Below are 16,535 nucleotides of genomic sequence, written 5' to 3' on the forward strand. Positions count from 1 at the left end.
TAAATTTAACAATAAGTAGGTTTAAAGTGTCAGAGTGTAAAATATCTTCTGGCGAAATTCCTGACGAATTCACTTCGATCGCTCAAGTGGCTCAACAAGACGAAGGACTGTTCCATGCTGTTTTGAGATGTTTGCCGATGCCATATTTGCTTGTAGATGGATGTGAGCGGGTATTGCAGACCAATGCAGCCTTGCTTCAAATGCTTCAAGTCGAGTGTTCTGTAGATGATTGTGTGGGTAAAAAACTTGCTGAAGTTTTCTACGGTGACATAGAGCATGAAACAATCATCAGCAAAAGTATCCAGTATGGCAAAGTTTTTAAAAATATTGAGGTCCCAGTATCTGGCAGGCGTGGGAAAGTCTTGCAAATCATCGCAAATGTATTTCCATTGTACAATCTAGATGGTGTTTGCATTGGTGGGATGTGTATATATGTCGACCATACACAGTACAAGCATGCCAACGATGCCCTTTTAAAGAGCGAGCAGAGAAATTTGCAGCTTATTCATAACCTGAGCTCTGGCGTCGTCGTTCATGCGCCAGATTCAAGTGTAATAATTGCAAACGAACAGGCTTCGAAATTGTTAGATTTAACTTTCGAGCAGATGAAGGGTAAGACTGCCATCGACCCGGCTTGGTGCTTTGTGAAAGAAGATTGCACACAAATGTCCGTGGACGAATACCCAGTATCAAAAGTGCTAGCCACCCTGCAACCCGTCCGAAACTTAACGCTTGGGATTGTCAGCCCACATAGAAATGGTCCTGCATGGGTTTTGGTGGATGCATTCCCTGAGTTTGATTCTGGAAATAAATTGGTCCAAATAGTAGTTACTTTTGTCGACATAACTGAACGTAAGCGGGGTGAGGATGAAGGTCGACTAAATGAGGCACGTCTGTTGAGTCTTGTTAATTTATTACAGCGCCCATTTTCGTCAGCACAGGATTATTTGGATTTCGCGCTAGAAGAAGCTATTAAGCTTACCAATAGTAAGGTTGGATACATTTATCATTATGACGAAGACAATGAGCACTTCATTCTCAATACTTGGTCCAAGGAGGTGATGCAGGAGTGCCGTGTCGCCAAGCCGTTGCAGTGTTATGAATTGGGTAAGACCGGCATATGGGGTGAGGCTGTGCGGCAGCGTAGACCAATAATTGTAAATGATTTCCATGCAATGAATCCACTTAAGAAAGGTTACCCTGAAGGACATGTTAAACTGAAGTCATTCATGACAGCCCCTGTATTTAAAGATGAAAAAATCATTCTTGTCGTTGGCGTCGGCAATAAACCTTCTGAATACACCAGTACGGACGTATATCAATTGACACTAATGATGGACTCCGTTTGGAAAGTCCTTGCGCAAAAGGAATCAGAGCGCGCTTTGAAACACAGTGAAGAGGTGCTCAAATCCGTTATTGATCAAACACCGATTGGTATGCACCTCTACGAGCGGAAAGAAGGACGCCTAGTGTTTGGCAGTGCGAACCAAGCAGCAGACACCATTCTTGGTATCAATCACTTTGAATTGAATGGACAAGAAATTTGTGAAGCATTTCCGATGCTTGTTGAGACAGACATTCCTGCTCGTTATATGGAGGTGTTGGATACGGGAAATAACTGGCATGCAGAACAAATAGGCTATGAAGATGCTAGGATTGCTGGTGTTTTTGAACTGTTATGTTTTCGTTTGTCGTCAGATCAGCTCGCCGTCATGTTTATGGATGTTACGTCGAGGAAGAATGCTGAGAATGAAATGCGACAGGCAAAAGAACTCGCAGAGTCCGCGAACAAGGCGAAATCCGAATTTCTTGCGAACATGTCTCACGAGATCCGCACACCGCTTAACGGAATTCTTGGCATGCTCCAACTGCTTCAGTCTTCTACTCAAGACAGGGAGCAAAAGGAGTACGTCCTGACGGCCATCCGCTCCTCTAAACGGTTGGCCAGTTTGCTCTCGGACATACTTGACCTATCGCGCATCGAAGCGGGCAAGATGAGTCTTCTTGAAGAGCGATTCGAAACGAGACTTCTTAAGGAAGCCGTTCTCGACCTTTTCTCTCTTGCTGCCAAGGACAAGGGACTTGACCTTGGGTTTGTTGTTGACGAGCGACTGCCGCACGTCTTGGTGGGAGACGAAGCAAGGGTCCGGCAGATTCTCTTCAACCTCATCGGCAACGCCATCAAGTTCACCCAGAAAGGACGCGTGCTGACGGAAGTCTCGCCTCTCCAGATATCCCCGGATGGCATCTGTCGTGTATTATTCACGGTGAGCGATACCGGAATCGGTATTGATGACCTCCATGCCAAGAGCATATTTGAGCCCTTCGTTCAGGCGGAGAATAGTTATGTCAGGCGTTACCAAGGAGCTGGCCTTGGACTCTCCATCGTGGCCCGACTGATGAAGTTGCTCGGGGGGGAAATCGCTATCGAAAGTGAAGTCGGTACCGGGACTACGATTTATTTGTCCATCCCATTCAAGATGCCGCCGATGCACGTCCCGACACCAGTGGCACGGACACCGTCAGCCGCCGCAGGAACAAATCTGCGAATTCTCATCACGGAAGACGACGCCGTGACGCGTGTCTCCCTCAAGCGGCTTCTGGAGAAGGCTGGACACAGCGCGAGCGTGGCTGAGCATGGGGCAGAGGCGTTGCGGATTCTTGAACACGAGCAGTTCGACCTGATCCTCATGGACATCCAGATGCCCGTTATGGACGGAGTGGAAGCCACCCGCGCGATCCGCTTCAAAGACCGCTTCGAGGCGATCCGCGACATCCCGATCATCGCCGTCACCGCCTACGCAATGTCGGGAGACCGGGAAAAGGTCCTTGGCGCAGGCATGGATGACTACATCTCCAAGCCTGTGGACATTGAGGCACTGAAGACGGTCATTGCTAGGGTGATGGGTAAGGTCAGCGAGATCCGGGTGGTTTGAAGGGCGCTGACCCGTTTGCTCGAATCAAATCTAGTGCTTGCTTAACATTGTCGTAAGTGTGAGTGAAAGGGCACTAAATTTTGAGTGGTGATTCTAGCTTATAATGAATCTGCGGGCACGGTGAAGTCATGAAGTTCGCTTCCAGGAGTATCCAGACCTACGCCTTTTTAGGCCTGCTTATTGTCTCGGCGTTGCTCTCCTCTTTTGCGTACCGTGCCGTCAACGCTTCATATGTGGCGCTCAGGCATGGGGAGTCTCTCTGGCAGCAGGGACGAGATGAAGACGCGCGTAGAGCTTTTCAGACGGCTGCATCAGCCGACTTCCTTCGTCCCGGCATGGCCCTCAAACTCGCTCGCGCCGCGTTTCTCGCTGGAGATGAGGCCACAGGCAGGGCCGTGCTCGACGCCCTTTTCAACTCAAAGTCCAAGCTGACTCCCTACATGCTTCACACCGCTGCAGGGATCTACGATCAGTTCGGAATGCCGGATAGGGCGATGGAAGTATTGAGCCGTGCCGACGAGTCCATTCTTTTGTCCGAGTCCTCCGCTACTTACCTTGCTGAGCTCAAGGCCCGCTCCGGTGACATGGAGGGGGCGGAAAAGCTCTACCGCAAAGTCATGGTCGCCTATCCCCGCGACAAGGGAGCCTCCCTCGGGCTTGCCCAGCTTCTGGCCTGGAACGGCCGTACTAAGGAAGCTGAGGACATTTGCCTACCAGTTATTGCTCGCGAGCCCGGCAATAAGCAGGCCAGGATAGTCTTGGGCAGGATCCTCACAGCTGCCGGGCGCTTTGAAGAAGCTATCGCCGAATACAGAAAAGCCCTGGAGAAGACTCCATGAAATCCTTGAGATGTTTGGCGTGCCGCACCACCTTTTCGAGCGGCCTACTGCTTGCTATTCTTCTGCTCACTGCCGGTCTTGCTTCAGCGCAGTCTTTCGGCGCCAAGCCCCAGGCGGTCAGAGCTCCCGCCGTTACCCAGCCTTCGGGTGACATCCCGGATTGGATGGCCCGGTTGGAGTTGGCACGTCTTCTAAGCTATGTGAAACGCTATGGCGAATCCGTTGAGGAATACCGCAAAGTTCTGGCCGAAAAACCTGACATGTCGGAAGCCAAAGCGGAAATGGCCAGAGTCCTCATGTGGAGTGGCAAGTCTGATGAGGCCAGGGCCTTGCTGGACACCATCTCCCCCGGAGAGCTTTCCGGCGAGGACAAGATGCTGATGGCGGATCTTTTCGTCATGCGAAAGGATTACCCCAAGGCCGAAGCCATCTACCGGGAGTTGCTCACCGCCACTCCGGAGGATCAGGCCGTCCGACTCCGCCTGGCGGAGGTGCTCAGTTGGACCAAGCGCTATGGGGAGTCCATTCCTCTTTACGAGAAAATTCTCGAGGCTCTACCGGATGATGTTCAGGTGCGACGCAGGTACGCTCAGGTTCTCTCCTGGGCAGGCAAGCAGCAGGACGCGATCCGTGAATACCGGCGAGCCCTCGGGCAATAGAAGCCCGCTAGGCTGGTTGAAATCTACTGGGAAGACGTGAACTACAAAGTATGGCCATATCGTCCTGGGCTTCCAGCTGGTGTGCTGGCAGCCACGTTGTTGCTGCTGGGGTTGTTGTGGTCGCAGGCGCCCGCTCTTGCCCAGGTGCAGAGCATCGTGCCAGCGCGCGACTTCATAGGCGAGACCGATACACGTCTGGAACTAGCCCGGCTGCTTTCGCGCCAGGAATCAACGCTGGGCCAGGCCGAAATCGAATACCGCCGCGTGCTTGCCGATTCTCCCGGAAACTCCAAAGCCCTCTTGGAGCTTGCCGAGATCCTGGTCAGAATGCGTCACTATCAGGATGCCCTCAAGTTGCTGGAACCTCTCACTCTGGGCTCCAACCCTCGCCCCGAGAGCTTGAGCGTCCTTGGTGATATCAGACTCTACTCGGGAGACATGCCGGGTGCCGCCCAAGCTTACAGCAAGGCGTATTCTCTCAAGCCTTCACTGCCAGGCCTCGAACTGAAATTGGTCCAAGCACTCAGCTGGTCCGGAAGACAGCGCGAAGCGTTGACGCTGCTCAGGCGATTGCATGCCACCAAACCCGATGACTCAGGAATCACTCTTCTATTCGCCCAGGCCCTGACCGCAACAGGTAGCCGACAACAAGCCGCTGGTCTGGTTGCCGCGCTGCTGGAGAAAAATCCGACAGATGTGGATTTTCTCATGACCGCAGCAGACATTCAGGCGGGGATGGGACACTCCCGGAATGCCAGGAAGTTGTTCGAACAAGCGGAAAAGGTCGATTCAACCGGAAAAGCCCGGGCGATCCACGGAGACCGCTCCCTGGCCTGGGGAGATTTCTACAGAGCCGAAGATGTCGTGCGTGCAGAAATCGCCACACGGGGAAATGTGCGTGAGCTCGTCCTCAAGCTCGCATCCGTGCTCACTGGGGCACAACGCTACGAGGAAGCGACCGCATTGTATGAAAAGCTCCTCTCGACTGATTCGAACGACATGATAGCCCTGGCCGGACTGGCAAAGCTACGCCTTCAGGAGAAGAACCCTGCAGCCGCTATAGCACTCATGGGACGCATGGCCCAGATAGCCCCAGGCTTTTTGGAGAATCTTCGTTTGGAAGCGCAGGCCAAGGAAGATTTGGGCGACTTGGACGGCGCACTGTCCGCCGCTTCAGCCGCATCCGGGAGGCCCGGAGCCAAGCCAGAGGACTTCAACCGTCTTGGAGACCTGCTCCAGCGAAAGGGACAAAAGGAACAGGCGGTTGAGGCCTACCGAAGGGCGGCTGGGATGGAACCGTCAGATTCCTGGGCAGTCTGGAAGGCCTCCGGCGAGCAGGATTCGACGCTCCCGGCTGACGCTTCGGACCTGACCGATTTTGCATCGGCACTGAAAAACGATGGCCGCTTCGAAGCAGCCGGACGCTTGTATCGAAAAGCGCTGAAACTCGACCCGGAGTTTTTCCCAGCCCAGATGGGCCTAGCAGAACTACTTGCCACAACAGGCTGGCATGGTGAGGCATTGGCCATTCTTGACCAGCTTGCCCAGGATAATCCCGGGACTTTCAAAGTGCTCTTGACTAGGGCCCGGGTACTCGCCTGGGCACGGCGCTACGACGATTCCCTGGCCGCCTATGACGAACTTCATCGCATGAGACCAGAGAACCCAGTCCCACTGCGAGAAGCGGCACGCACGGCCGTATGGGGCAAGAAGCCACTCCAGGCCGCAGCGCTGTATACATCACTGGAGAGCGGCAACTACCCGGAAAGAGTGCGCCAATCGGCCGCTCTTGAACGTACCGCCAAGATGGATGGTTTTGAACGCCGATTCTCAATGGCCAAAGATGCCAACGATAAGTTGCTGTCGATTGAGCCCGGCAACCAGGAAGCCCTCTTCGACAGAGCCCAGGCAGCATGCGCCCTTGGACTGTGCGACGAGGAAGAGGTCACCTATCGGCGTCTTCTGGAGGTCGACCCTCAACACACCATGGCCGGTAAGGCCTTGGACCGTCTGCGCTGGCGCAATGCCACGTCGGTCAAAGCGAGCTTTTCTGCATGGGACGAGGATGGCAAGTCTGGACGTCTGGCTCAGATAAAGCGCTATCGTTGGGACATGGAGGTCAATGTCCCCATCGAAGGCCGTTACTACCTCCGTGCGGCCCAGAACCTCTGGCTGGAAGACCCAAAAACGCCGAAGGAAGCCCAGCAGGGACAGGGCGGGCAAGGACGAACCCGATTACCGGTTCACCGATTCGACGGGTCCTACCTGGCCGAGGGGCAAACCATCGGTGCAGGCGGCAAGGTGAACCAATGGCTTTCGGGAGACTTTTCCTTCACCAACAAGCAGTATTTCGACGCAGCGCTTCGTCCCTTGTATTCCGGTTTGGCGCGCATCGAGGCCAATCTACGCGACGTGGCCAGGCTGGCTGTCTTCTACCAGCGCACGGATGAGATAACCAACGACATGAGCCTCGGCCAAGGAATCCAGATCGACAACTGGGGCGCAAGCCTCCTCCTGCAACCCACCCGGCGCGTGGAGTTTTCACTCCTGGGCCGCTACCAGAATTACAGCGACGGCAACCAGGGAACACATTTAAAGGCCGACGCCGGGATCACTCTCACCGAACATCCGCGCGAACTGAAGCTCACTGCCACAGGCGAGTACCGCGACACTCGTGAGCTCAGCAAGTTCGTCTATGTGGAGGGGGATCTGATCACCATCGTCCATCCCTACTGGACTCCGCAAAGATATTTCTCAGGGGCAATGACACTTGGATGGCGCCATGATTTGGGCAAGGACTATTTCTGTGGTGCCAGACAGCACTTTTACGGTGTGCAGTTCTCAGGCGGGACAGACACCGACCGCAACCCCTTCTGGCGGCTTGAAGCTGAATATGTGAATGATTTCTCTGACCGATGGTCTGTGACCCTCAAAGGATTGGTACACCGTTCCCAGCAATGGGACGCCCTCGGGGCGTGGACCGGTCTGACCTACAGGTTTTAGGGGATAACGTGTCGAAGAAGTCGGCAAATCTCGGCCCAGTTGTGAGCATGGCGTTATTGGCGAGCATGATCGCCACGATCCTCTATCTCATGGTGCGCACAGCGCTCCTCTTGGAGGCTGACTATCTATGGTACGAGAAATCTCTGGCCACTATATTGCTGCTTGCCGAAACATTCACCATGACCCATGCTTTCGGCTACTTTTTGAACCTGTACCATGTGATTTCCAAGCCCTCCGGACCCAAGTATTCCCCTGACGACATCCCCCCCCTGAACGATTATCCTCCTGTAGCCATCATCGTGTCCTCCTTCAAGGAACCCCTTCATATTATTGAGGACACCCTCACCTGTTTTTATAACCTGACCTACCCGAACAAACGCATCTACTTTCTCGACGACACCCGCTACGACCGACCCGGACAGGATCCTGCCGCCATGGCCGCCTACCGCAAAGACGTGGAGGCGCTGTGCGAACGAATCGGGGTCAACATGTTCCGACGGGCATGGCGGGGGGCAAAGGCGGGCATGATCAACGACTTTCTGGCGTTCCTCAAAGGAGAAGAAAGAGAAGGTTTTACCTTCTTCGGCTTCGAAGACGCACCCAAGCACCGCGATGAAAAGTACATCATCATTTTCGACGCGGACCAGAACCCTTTCCCGGATTTCGTCGAACCCCTCGTCGCCTTCATGGAAGCCAATCCCAAACTGGCGTTCATCCAGACTCCCCAATACTACACCAATTTCGAAACCAACCGGGTAGCCAGGGCGGCCGGCCTCCAGCAAGCCGTATTCTATGAATACATTTGCGAGGGCAAAAGTATGCAGGACGCCATGTTCTGCTGCGGAACCAACGTTATCTTTCGCCGCGAGGCTCTTACATCCGTCGGCGGCTTCGAGGAGAGTTCCGTCACCGAAGACTTCGCCACCTCCCTCAAGTTCCATCTCGGGGGCTGGTCATCGGCCTACCTCAACAAAATCTGCGCCTTTGGCATGGGGCCTGAGGATCTGGGCGCCTATTTCAAGCAGCAATTCCGATGGGCACATGGCACGGTCGGCCTGTTCCGGGAGATTCTCTCGGCGTTCTTCAAGAACCCGCGCAGACTCCCCGCAGCAAAGTGGTGGGAGTACTTTCTTTCGGGAACGCATTACTTTGTGGGCTGGGTGCTTTTCACCATGATCCTCTGCCCGGTTCTGTATCTGTTTTTGGAGGTGCCAAGCTACTTTGCACGGCCCGAAATATACTTTCTTTTTTTCTTCCCCTATATCTTGCTTACCTTGTCCCTGTTTATCTTCACCCTCACTCAGCGAAGATACGGGCTATGGGAGATGGGAATAGGCATCGTTCTCCAGGCCGTGGCCTTTCCGGTGTACATGCAGGCATCGCTGCTCGGCATCCTCGGCGTAAAGCGTAGCTTCGGTGTGACGCCAAAAGGAGGAAGCTTCTCGCTGCCGCTGCACGCGTTGTGGCCCCAGGTGCTCACATGCATGGCCGCAGCCGGGGCAGTGGCATACGGGCTCAACCGCGCGTATTATGAACGTGAGCCCATGTACGCCATCCTGGTCAACTGCATGTGGTGTCTGTACCATTTGGCCATCCTCTCCTCCATCCTCTACTTCAACCATCCCGAGGAACGCAGACATGTCTGACCTCTGGGCCAGGGTTGTGTGCGCGGTGGCCATTCTGGCGAGTTCCTTTCCGCTCCTGGCCGAGCCACCCGCAGCATACGCTGCCGGAAAGCCGACTTTCGGTTTTGTCCTGGACGGCTACCCCATCGATGAGACAAGGCTGACAGCCCTGCGCGAACTGACAGGCGTACCCCCCCGCATGGTGACCTTTTTCCTTCAGTGGCCGCAAAATCCGGGCGAATCGCAATTTCCGACAGAAACGCTCACTGCTATCAGCAAGGTCGGTGCCGTGCCATGCCTAACCTGGGAGCCCATGTTTATCCAGGAGGGCAAGGAGGTTGCCATCGACGCCCGGGACATCCTGTCAGGACGCTACGACGTTTTCATCGACCGCTTCGCCAAAGACGCGAAGAAATACAAGAAAGAGTTCATCATACGCTTTGCTCACGAGATGAACCTTGAACGATACCATTGGGGCGGGCCGAAGGAAGCTTTCGGACCCGAGAGCCCCATGCGTTATCGCGAGATGTTCCGGCATGTGGTGAAACGGTTCAGGGCGGCAGGGGCATCAAACGTATTTTTCGCCTTCTGCCCCAATGCGGAGTCACTGCCCCATCCCAAGCGGGACAGCGCCAGTTGGAATGAAGCCAGTGCCTACTATCCCGGGGACGATGTGGTCGATGTTGTCGGCATGGACGGCTATAATTGGGGCACAACCCAGACCAGGGAAAAGCACGGTTGGGACAGTTCGTTCAGGAGTTTCTCGGACATCTTCGGGCCAATCCGTCTTGAATTAACCTCGTTCGCTCCCGGCAAATCAATTATGGTTTTCGAGATGGCTTCCGCCGACCTTGGAGGCGACAAGACCGCCTGGATACGGTCCGCCCTGGAAACTGCCGCATCCTGGAATCTGGTTGCGATCAATTGGTTCGAGGCGGACAAGGAAGTGGATTGGCGGCTTATGACGGGGACGGGGCCATCGGTCTCCTCATTGGTGAGGGAAAAGACAGATCTGGGACCGGCAAACGTCCTCGCGGCGATGAAACTCTCAAGGGTAAAATAAACCGACGTCCTACGAAATGAGGCCCAGGCGTTTACGGGCAAAACAAGTTGAGCAACAAGCAGGCATGTATTCATGGAAATAAGAGAAACGCTCATAGATGGAGTCATTGTGGTGGAGGTGGTCGGTCAGCGCCTTGACGCTGCAACCGCTCCGGTTTTCAAGAACAAGATGATCGACCTGATTAACCAAGGGAACCTCCGGTTTCTCGTTGACTTTTCGCGCTTGGATTTCATGGACAGCAGCGGTCTTGGCTCGCTTATCTCCTGCGTGAAGTCGTTGGGAGACAAGGGGGACCTTGTGCTTTTCGGTCTCCGTGAAAGCGTACGGAAAATTTTTGCTGTTACTCGCTTGGACCGAGGAGTCTTCCGGATTTTCGAGAGCAAGTACGATGCGCTACGATCACTCGGCGGGGACAAGGCATGACTCCGGCCACAGCCAGAATCGTGTCCATCACCATCCCGGCAAGCCTGAAGCACGTCGCACTTGTTGGTCTTTCCGTGCGTGCCATAAGCGGGTTCGAGCTGTTCATTCAAGATGACGCAGTATTGATCGAACTGGCAGTGTGTGAAGCGCTCAACAACGCTATCATCCATTCTCTCAACGAACTCGAAGGGGAATCCATCGATCTCGGAATTGTCGTGTGGCCTGACCGGATCGCGTTCACCATGCGCTACAGGGGGCCTCGCATCGAGGATGGACTGGACGGTGATCAGAAGCGCAACAGGGAACCCCTGGCTACCAGCGGGCGCGGGATGAGCATCATACAAGACGTCATGGATAGAGTTCAGTATGAGAGACAGGGTGAGTACAATGTGATCTCTATGGAAAAAACAACTGCCAACGCTTGCCCGAACATCCCATGAGTGACTTCCAGTCGCGGCGGGAAACCCGTCTTCCCATTGAATCCATAGTCCTCCCCTTTCTAGGCTCAAGGGGGGCGGATTACCAGCCTTTCGACTACATCGTCCAGGATGTGAGTCCGGGAGGGGTGAAGATCGTTATTCCCAGTTGGGTCCTCGGTCGCGAACGGATTCACCAGGGGGAGAGAATCAACCTTCACGTTCCATTCGAGATTGGAGGAAAAGTCCTCTATTCAGGTACTGCCGCCTGGCAAAGATTGGACTTGGACGGGCAGGGGCAGATTGTCGGCGTTGCCATGGACCAGGGCAGACCACTCAGCTATCCGGTGTTCTTCTCGGTAAGTTCCCGTCAACTTGCCATCGATTTTTCTTCTTTCGAGTCGAAGGGGTCGCTTCTGGCCAAGCTCGCCAAAGATCTGTATTTGCTCAAACAAGGATGTCTCATCTACCTCAAGCATCTGTCAGCTTTCTTTTCCCGTATTTCGGACCTGTCATACGAGGAGTACGGTCAGTTTCGGGAATTCGTCTTTGAAGACATCATCGCAAGAACGAAAAAGAACGCCGACTACCTCACGATGTTTCACGAGCGGATGGCCAAGTCCAATGGTTCATTGGAGGAAACTTGCGCTGTCGTGGATCTTGCGGAATTGCGCCAGGCTGTAGAGCCAGAAATGTATATCGAGCTATTCAAAAGCGTGTACACAGACAGCTTTGCCATGCAGTATCTATACGCCATTAAGGAGCTTGAGAATAAGCTGTACATGGGTTACAATACGCTCGTGCTGGTGTACTGTAGCACGCTGTAACTACTTGCCGTCCAGCACCTTTAGGCACAGAAGAGACACGTCATCCGCGTAAGCGTTGTTTCGTCCATGCGCGGTCATTGAGTTGCTCACCTCCCGAACGAGGTCTTCCGCTGTCCCACCACAGGCGCGCTTCATACTTTCCTGCAGCCGTTTATCTCCGAACTGTTCACCTTCCGGATTCATATGCTCAAAGCATCCATCTGTGTAGAGAAGAAGACAGTCCCCCGGAGTGAGGGCGCCATGCCCCAGGGTAAAGTCGCCCTCTCCATTAATGCCGATGATACCCCCGCCTTCATCTAGCAAGGTCAAGCTGCCATCATTCTTCATGCACAAGGGCGGAGGGTGGCCTGCGTTGCAGTATTCGAACTCGCCTGTATTGGTGTCAAATACGAGATAGAACATGGTGAGGAATTTCTCGAATCGCTCGAAGTAGCCTTCATGATTGAGAACCCTCATTACCTCATTAGGGGAGATGATCTCGATGTCGGCCTCTCCGGGAGCGGGGCGCGAAAGGATGCCCACTGTGGGGAGCATCGCCTGATGAACCAAAACGCTGACGAGAGACGATGGAACGCCATGGCCACTGACATCCATGATGTAGACGCCAAGGTGGCTGCCATCGAGTTCTACGATATTGAAGATGTCCCCACCGAGGGTCGCGCTAGGCTCAAACCGCCAGGCCAGATCAAGTCTGCGTTCCCAAGGGAGCGAGATGGGCAGGAGCGCGCGCTGTATCCCGGCGGCAGCTGCCATATCCGCGTCCAGATGTCGTTGTTTTTCCGCCAGGAGAGCGTTGGCTGCCAACAGGTCCTCCCGCGCCTTCACCCTGTCGGTAATGTCCCGAAGAATTCCGGTGAACATCCGTACCTCGCCAAGACGCATCTCGCTTACAGCGAGTTCCAAGGGGATCGTAGAGCCGTCCTTTCGAAGGCCTAGCACTTCCCGCCCGCCCATCCCGATTATCCTTGGCGTCCCAGTGTTAAGGTAATCCATCAGGAATTTTGGATGGTTGCTGCGGTATGGCTCTGGCATGAGCAGGTTTACATTTTGCCCAAGGAGTTCCTCCTGCTCATAGCCGAAGATGCTGAGTGCCGCGCGGTTGAGGGATTCTATGGTTCCGTCGGCCTCGATGGTGATGATGCCATCCACGGCGGTGTTTACCACCGCGTGCAATTTCGCTTCGCTGTATTGAAGTTGCTGCTCGGCCTGAAGCCTCTTGGTGATGACCTCCGTCATCATAAGTATGCCACCCACCAGGCCAGGAGCCTCGTACCATGGCAAGATTTCCCATCGGAGAAACTCTATTGAACCATCTTGGCGCAGGAATATGTCTCGCTCGTTCTGTAGGGTTTCACCCTGGAGACAGCGTCGATGAAGAGCCATCCATTCCTTCGGAATGTCTGGGAACACCTCATAATGGGTCTTGCCGATGATGTCCTGGCCTTCAAGGCTATAATCCTTAAGCCACCTTTGGCTGACAAGAAGGTAGCGCATGTTGCGGTCGAGCATGGCCACTGCGGCCGGAGTATGCTCGACGAACAGGCGGAGTTTGGCCTCACTTTGGCGCAAGGAGTTCTCCGCGCTTTTGCGATCAGAGATGTCGACAGCAATCCCCAAAAAACCTGTGAAATTGCCCTGCCCATTCGGTATGCCCGTGACCGTGAGGAGGACCGGGACGTGCGTACCGTCCTTGCGAACATAGGTCCATTCGCGGGCCTCATAGCTGCCTTGCCTGGCCATCTCCACAAATACATCGAAGCCCTCAATCCGTCGTCCGAAACGCTTTGAGAGGTATCGGCCATGTGCAATGACTTCGGATTTCAAGTGAAATGCGTTAGGAGTTTTAAGCCCGACCATCTCCTCGGAGCGGAAATTGAGAATGTTTTCAGCTCCAACATTGAAGAGGGTGATTATTCCGGTTTGATCCGTGGCAATTATGGATACGTGAGTGGCAGCACTGATGACACTGAACAGATGGTCGGAGAGGCTGGTTTCCAGAGGGAATTGCATCGTTTGCCCTTAAGTTCGGCACAATTTCACGATAACCGTCGGGGCTTTACTATCAGATACGAGGGTGGAAAGAAAACCGCTTTTTGAATTGCTTTCGGGACAGGACAGACACAGACTGCTCAATGACGAGATACGATCCCGAATCAGCTCCAACGTCGTGGTGACCAAGAAATTCTCCGAGTGCCAGTGCGGGCTAGTCCCGAGGCCGAGGACGAAGGGGCCGAGGAAGACGCCTCGTAGGGCGCCAGGCAGCGTATCCGTAGACGGGGCCGGGGGGGGGGGCTCCGGCTCTTTTTCATGTGCACGAGTTAGAGGGGGTAAATCACTATACATGGGCTGCGATGGACCATTTATCAGCTGTCAGCAAGGCAGTCGTCACCTAAACATCTCCAGTAAACGTCTTGATTCTTTATTCCTTTTGGTCTAAAAATTTAAATACTCTGGTGAAAGTGTCATGTCGTCACTTGATGATGTTTGTCTCTGTGCCGTGTAGGGTGATTGTAAGGTGTTGTTTGTGGACAAATAAGATATTTTATATGCGTCTACTTGTCACGGTTTGCCTGTAAGCGTGGCGACTATTTATAATTGCGGAGGGTGCAATGCTTCAGAATGCCAAATTAAAGACAAAGATCATCGGTGTTGTGTGCGCCTTGCTAGCGGTTGTCTGTGTCGGATTTGGCATGGCAGCGTACCGTACATCTGCTTCCGCAATTGAAAAGAGAGTCCAAGAATCGCTCCCTCAAATAGCTGAGGATTCTGGCAAGCTCATTAACGCCACGCTGGGCGTGTACTTCCTCGGGGTTGATGGCGTCGCCAACCGACTTGTCATAAGGAGCATGGACTGGGACAAACAGCTTCCGGCTCTTAAAGAGGAAATCGCCAGGCAGGGATTCTTGGAAATGGGCGTCGCCACTCCTGACGGGAAGACGCGGTACACTGACGGTTCTGTAGCCGAGCTTGGGGACAGAGACTATTTCAAGAACGCACTTGGCGGAAAAGTGACCATGTCGGATGTGGTCATCAGCCGGGTCACGGGCAAACCGGTCATCATGTTGGCTGCTCCAATCACTGAGGGGGGGAAGAGTGCCGGAGTCCTGCTTGCTAGGCTCGATGGTCAGCTCCTCTCGAACATAACCGACAAGGTGAAGTTTGGCACGATCGGGTATTCCTACATCATCAACGCCAAAGGCGCTTTGATCGCCCATGAAAAGCGCGAGTTCGTCACCGATGCCCGCAACTTCCTAGAGGAAGGAAAGACAAAGCCGGAATTCAAGGACCTCTCAAACATGATGCAGCGCATGGTGAGGGGGGAGAAAGGCTTTGACGATTACGACTTTGCTGGGGCGGAGCGATATTTCGGTTATGCCCCCATTCCCAGCACAGGCTGGTCGATCGCCGTGGGTGCCAACAAAGCCGAGGTACTTGCCGACGTGAATCAGATGAAGATGACCTTTACCCTGCTGTCCCTCGGTTTTCTCCTGGCTGGCGCGTTTGTGGCCCTCGGACTCGCTCAATCGATCGCTGTACCCGTCAAGAAACTCGTGTCCGCCGCCCTCAGTATATCGAATGGCGACCTCAGTGCTACGTCCGGGCTTAATCAGAAGGACGAGATCGGCGTTCTTGATGGTGCGATCAAGAACATGGTCGCTGCTTTGATAGCCAAGATGAATGAGGCCGACGAGCAGGCGAATATCGCCCAGCAGGAAACGGAGAAGGCTCGACAGGCTACGCTCGAGGCGGAAGCCGCCAAAGAACAAGCAGAACGTGCAAAAGCGGAAGGCATGCTTCAGGCTGCTCATCAGCTAGAAGAAGTCGTCGAGGTTGTCACTTCTGCCTCCGAAGAACTTTCAGCACAGATCGAACAGTCGAGTCGTGGTTCCGAGGAACAATCGAACCGAGTAAGTGAAACCGCAACCGCCATGGAAGAGATGAACGCGACGGTCCTTGAAGTTGCAAGAAACGCTTCCCAGGCTGCTGAAACTGCCGACAAAGCCAAACGTCAAGCTGAAGATGGTTCGCAAGTTGTTGCCCAAGTGGTCAAGGGGATCGGAGAAGTTCAATCGTCTGCTATTGAGCTCAAAACAGATATGACTTCGCTCGGCAAGCAGGCCGAAGGGATAGGACAGGTACTCAACGTCATTTCGGATGTTGCGGATCAGACTAACCTGCTTGCACTGAACGCAGCCATCGAAGCTGCCCGGGCTGGTGATGCTGGGCGTGGCTTCGCTGTTGTCGCTGATGAAGTACGTAAGCTTGCTGAAAAGACGATGACCGCCACCAAGGAAGTCGGCGACGCGATCCGAGGGATTCAAGAGGGGGCGCGTAAAAACATATCCAACGTTGAGCACGCGGTTTCAAAAATCGACGCTGCGACGGGCTTGGCGGGCAAATCTGGTGACGCCTTGAACGAGATCGTATCCTTGGTTGATCTGACCACTGATCAAGTCCGTTCGATTGCCACCGCGTCCGAGCAGCAATCGGCAGCCAGTGAGGAGATCAACCGAAGCATCGAGGATGTTAACCGCATCTCCTCTGAAACCTCAGATGCCATGCGCCAGTCGGCTCAGGCGGTGGGTGAACTTGCTCATCAAGCGCAGGTGCTCAAGAGCTTGATCGACCAGATGAAGGACGAAGGAGGTGCAGGGGCTGGACCTGGGAAGGCACTTGGTGGTAGGAGTAAGCTGGACCTAGCTCGACGGTAAGGTGATTTTCGATGGAAGTTGATCACTTAACG

Annotated in this window: 11 protein-coding genes; 10 read left to right on the forward strand and 1 reads right to left on the reverse strand. The window is 54.1% G+C overall.

Annotated elements, in window-relative coordinates; all coding sequences use genetic code 11:
• Window positions 1–26: 26 nt before the first annotated feature.
• The 9 genes from G453_RS26030 to G453_RS0105510 all read left to right on the forward strand — a co-directional run bounded on the left by G453_RS26030 (window position 27) and on the right by G453_RS0105510 (window position 11,791).
• A complete protein-coding gene (locus G453_RS26030; RefSeq protein ID WP_169725291.1) occupies window positions 27–2,936 on the forward strand; it encodes a response regulator in 2,910 nt (969 codons plus the stop codon).
• 128 nt (window positions 2,937–3,064) lie between these two features.
• On the forward strand, window positions 3,065–3,775 hold the full coding sequence (locus G453_RS0105475; protein ID WP_027190237.1) for a tetratricopeptide repeat protein: 711 nt from the start codon (window positions 3,065–3,067) through the stop codon (window positions 3,773–3,775).
• Entirely contained in the window at window positions 3,772–4,434 is a 663-nt protein-coding gene (locus G453_RS0105480) for a tetratricopeptide repeat protein (RefSeq protein ID WP_027190238.1), read from the forward strand. The genes G453_RS0105475 and G453_RS0105480 overlap by 4 nt, the downstream gene beginning before the upstream one ends.
• Window positions 4,435–4,470: 36 nt before the next feature.
• Entirely contained in the window at window positions 4,471–7,437 is a 2,967-nt protein-coding gene (locus G453_RS0105485) for a tetratricopeptide repeat protein (protein WP_156920811.1), read from the forward strand.
• Window positions 7,438–7,445: 8 nt separating this feature from the next.
• Window positions 7,446–9,083, forward strand: coding sequence for a glycosyltransferase family 2 protein (locus tag G453_RS0105490; protein WP_027190240.1), 1,638 nt, complete (start codon window positions 7,446–7,448; stop codon window positions 9,081–9,083).
• Entirely contained in the window at window positions 9,076–10,125 is a 1,050-nt protein-coding gene (locus tag G453_RS0105495; protein WP_027190241.1) for a glycoside hydrolase family 26 protein, read from the forward strand. Before G453_RS0105490 ends, G453_RS0105495 begins: the two co-directional genes overlap by 8 nt.
• 72 nt (window positions 10,126–10,197) lie before the next feature.
• The gene (locus G453_RS0105500) at window positions 10,198–10,548 is read left to right on the forward strand and encodes an STAS domain-containing protein (RefSeq protein ID WP_027190242.1); all 351 of its coding nucleotides are present in this window, start codon (window positions 10,198–10,200) and stop codon (window positions 10,546–10,548) included.
• 20 nt (window positions 10,549–10,568) lie between these two features.
• Window positions 10,569–10,988, forward strand: a complete 420-nt coding sequence (locus G453_RS0105505; RefSeq protein ID WP_169725292.1) for an ATP-binding protein — start codon at window positions 10,569–10,571, stop codon at window positions 10,986–10,988.
• The gene (locus G453_RS0105510) at window positions 10,985–11,791 is read left to right on the forward strand and encodes a PilZ domain-containing protein (RefSeq protein WP_043644650.1); all 807 of its coding nucleotides are present in this window, start codon (window positions 10,985–10,987) and stop codon (window positions 11,789–11,791) included. The genes G453_RS0105505 and G453_RS0105510 overlap by 4 nt, the downstream gene beginning before the upstream one ends.
• Here the strand turns inward: G453_RS0105510 and G453_RS26035 are convergent, their stop codons facing one another.
• On the reverse strand, window positions 11,792–13,801 hold the full coding sequence (locus G453_RS26035) for a SpoIIE family protein phosphatase (RefSeq protein WP_051271780.1): 2,010 nt from the start codon (window positions 13,799–13,801) through the stop codon (window positions 11,792–11,794).
• 599 nt (window positions 13,802–14,400) lie between these two features.
• Here G453_RS26035 and G453_RS0105520 point away from each other — a divergent pair.
• Complete coding sequence (locus G453_RS0105520; protein ID WP_027190245.1) at window positions 14,401–16,503, forward strand: methyl-accepting chemotaxis protein; 2,103 nt, start codon at window positions 14,401–14,403, stop codon at window positions 16,501–16,503.
• Window positions 16,504–16,535: the final 32 nt, after the last annotated feature.

It is taken from the genome of Fundidesulfovibrio putealis DSM 16056 (assembly GCF_000429325.1).
GTDB classification, from domain to species: domain Bacteria; phylum Desulfobacterota; class Desulfovibrionia; order Desulfovibrionales; family Desulfovibrionaceae; genus Fundidesulfovibrio; species Fundidesulfovibrio putealis.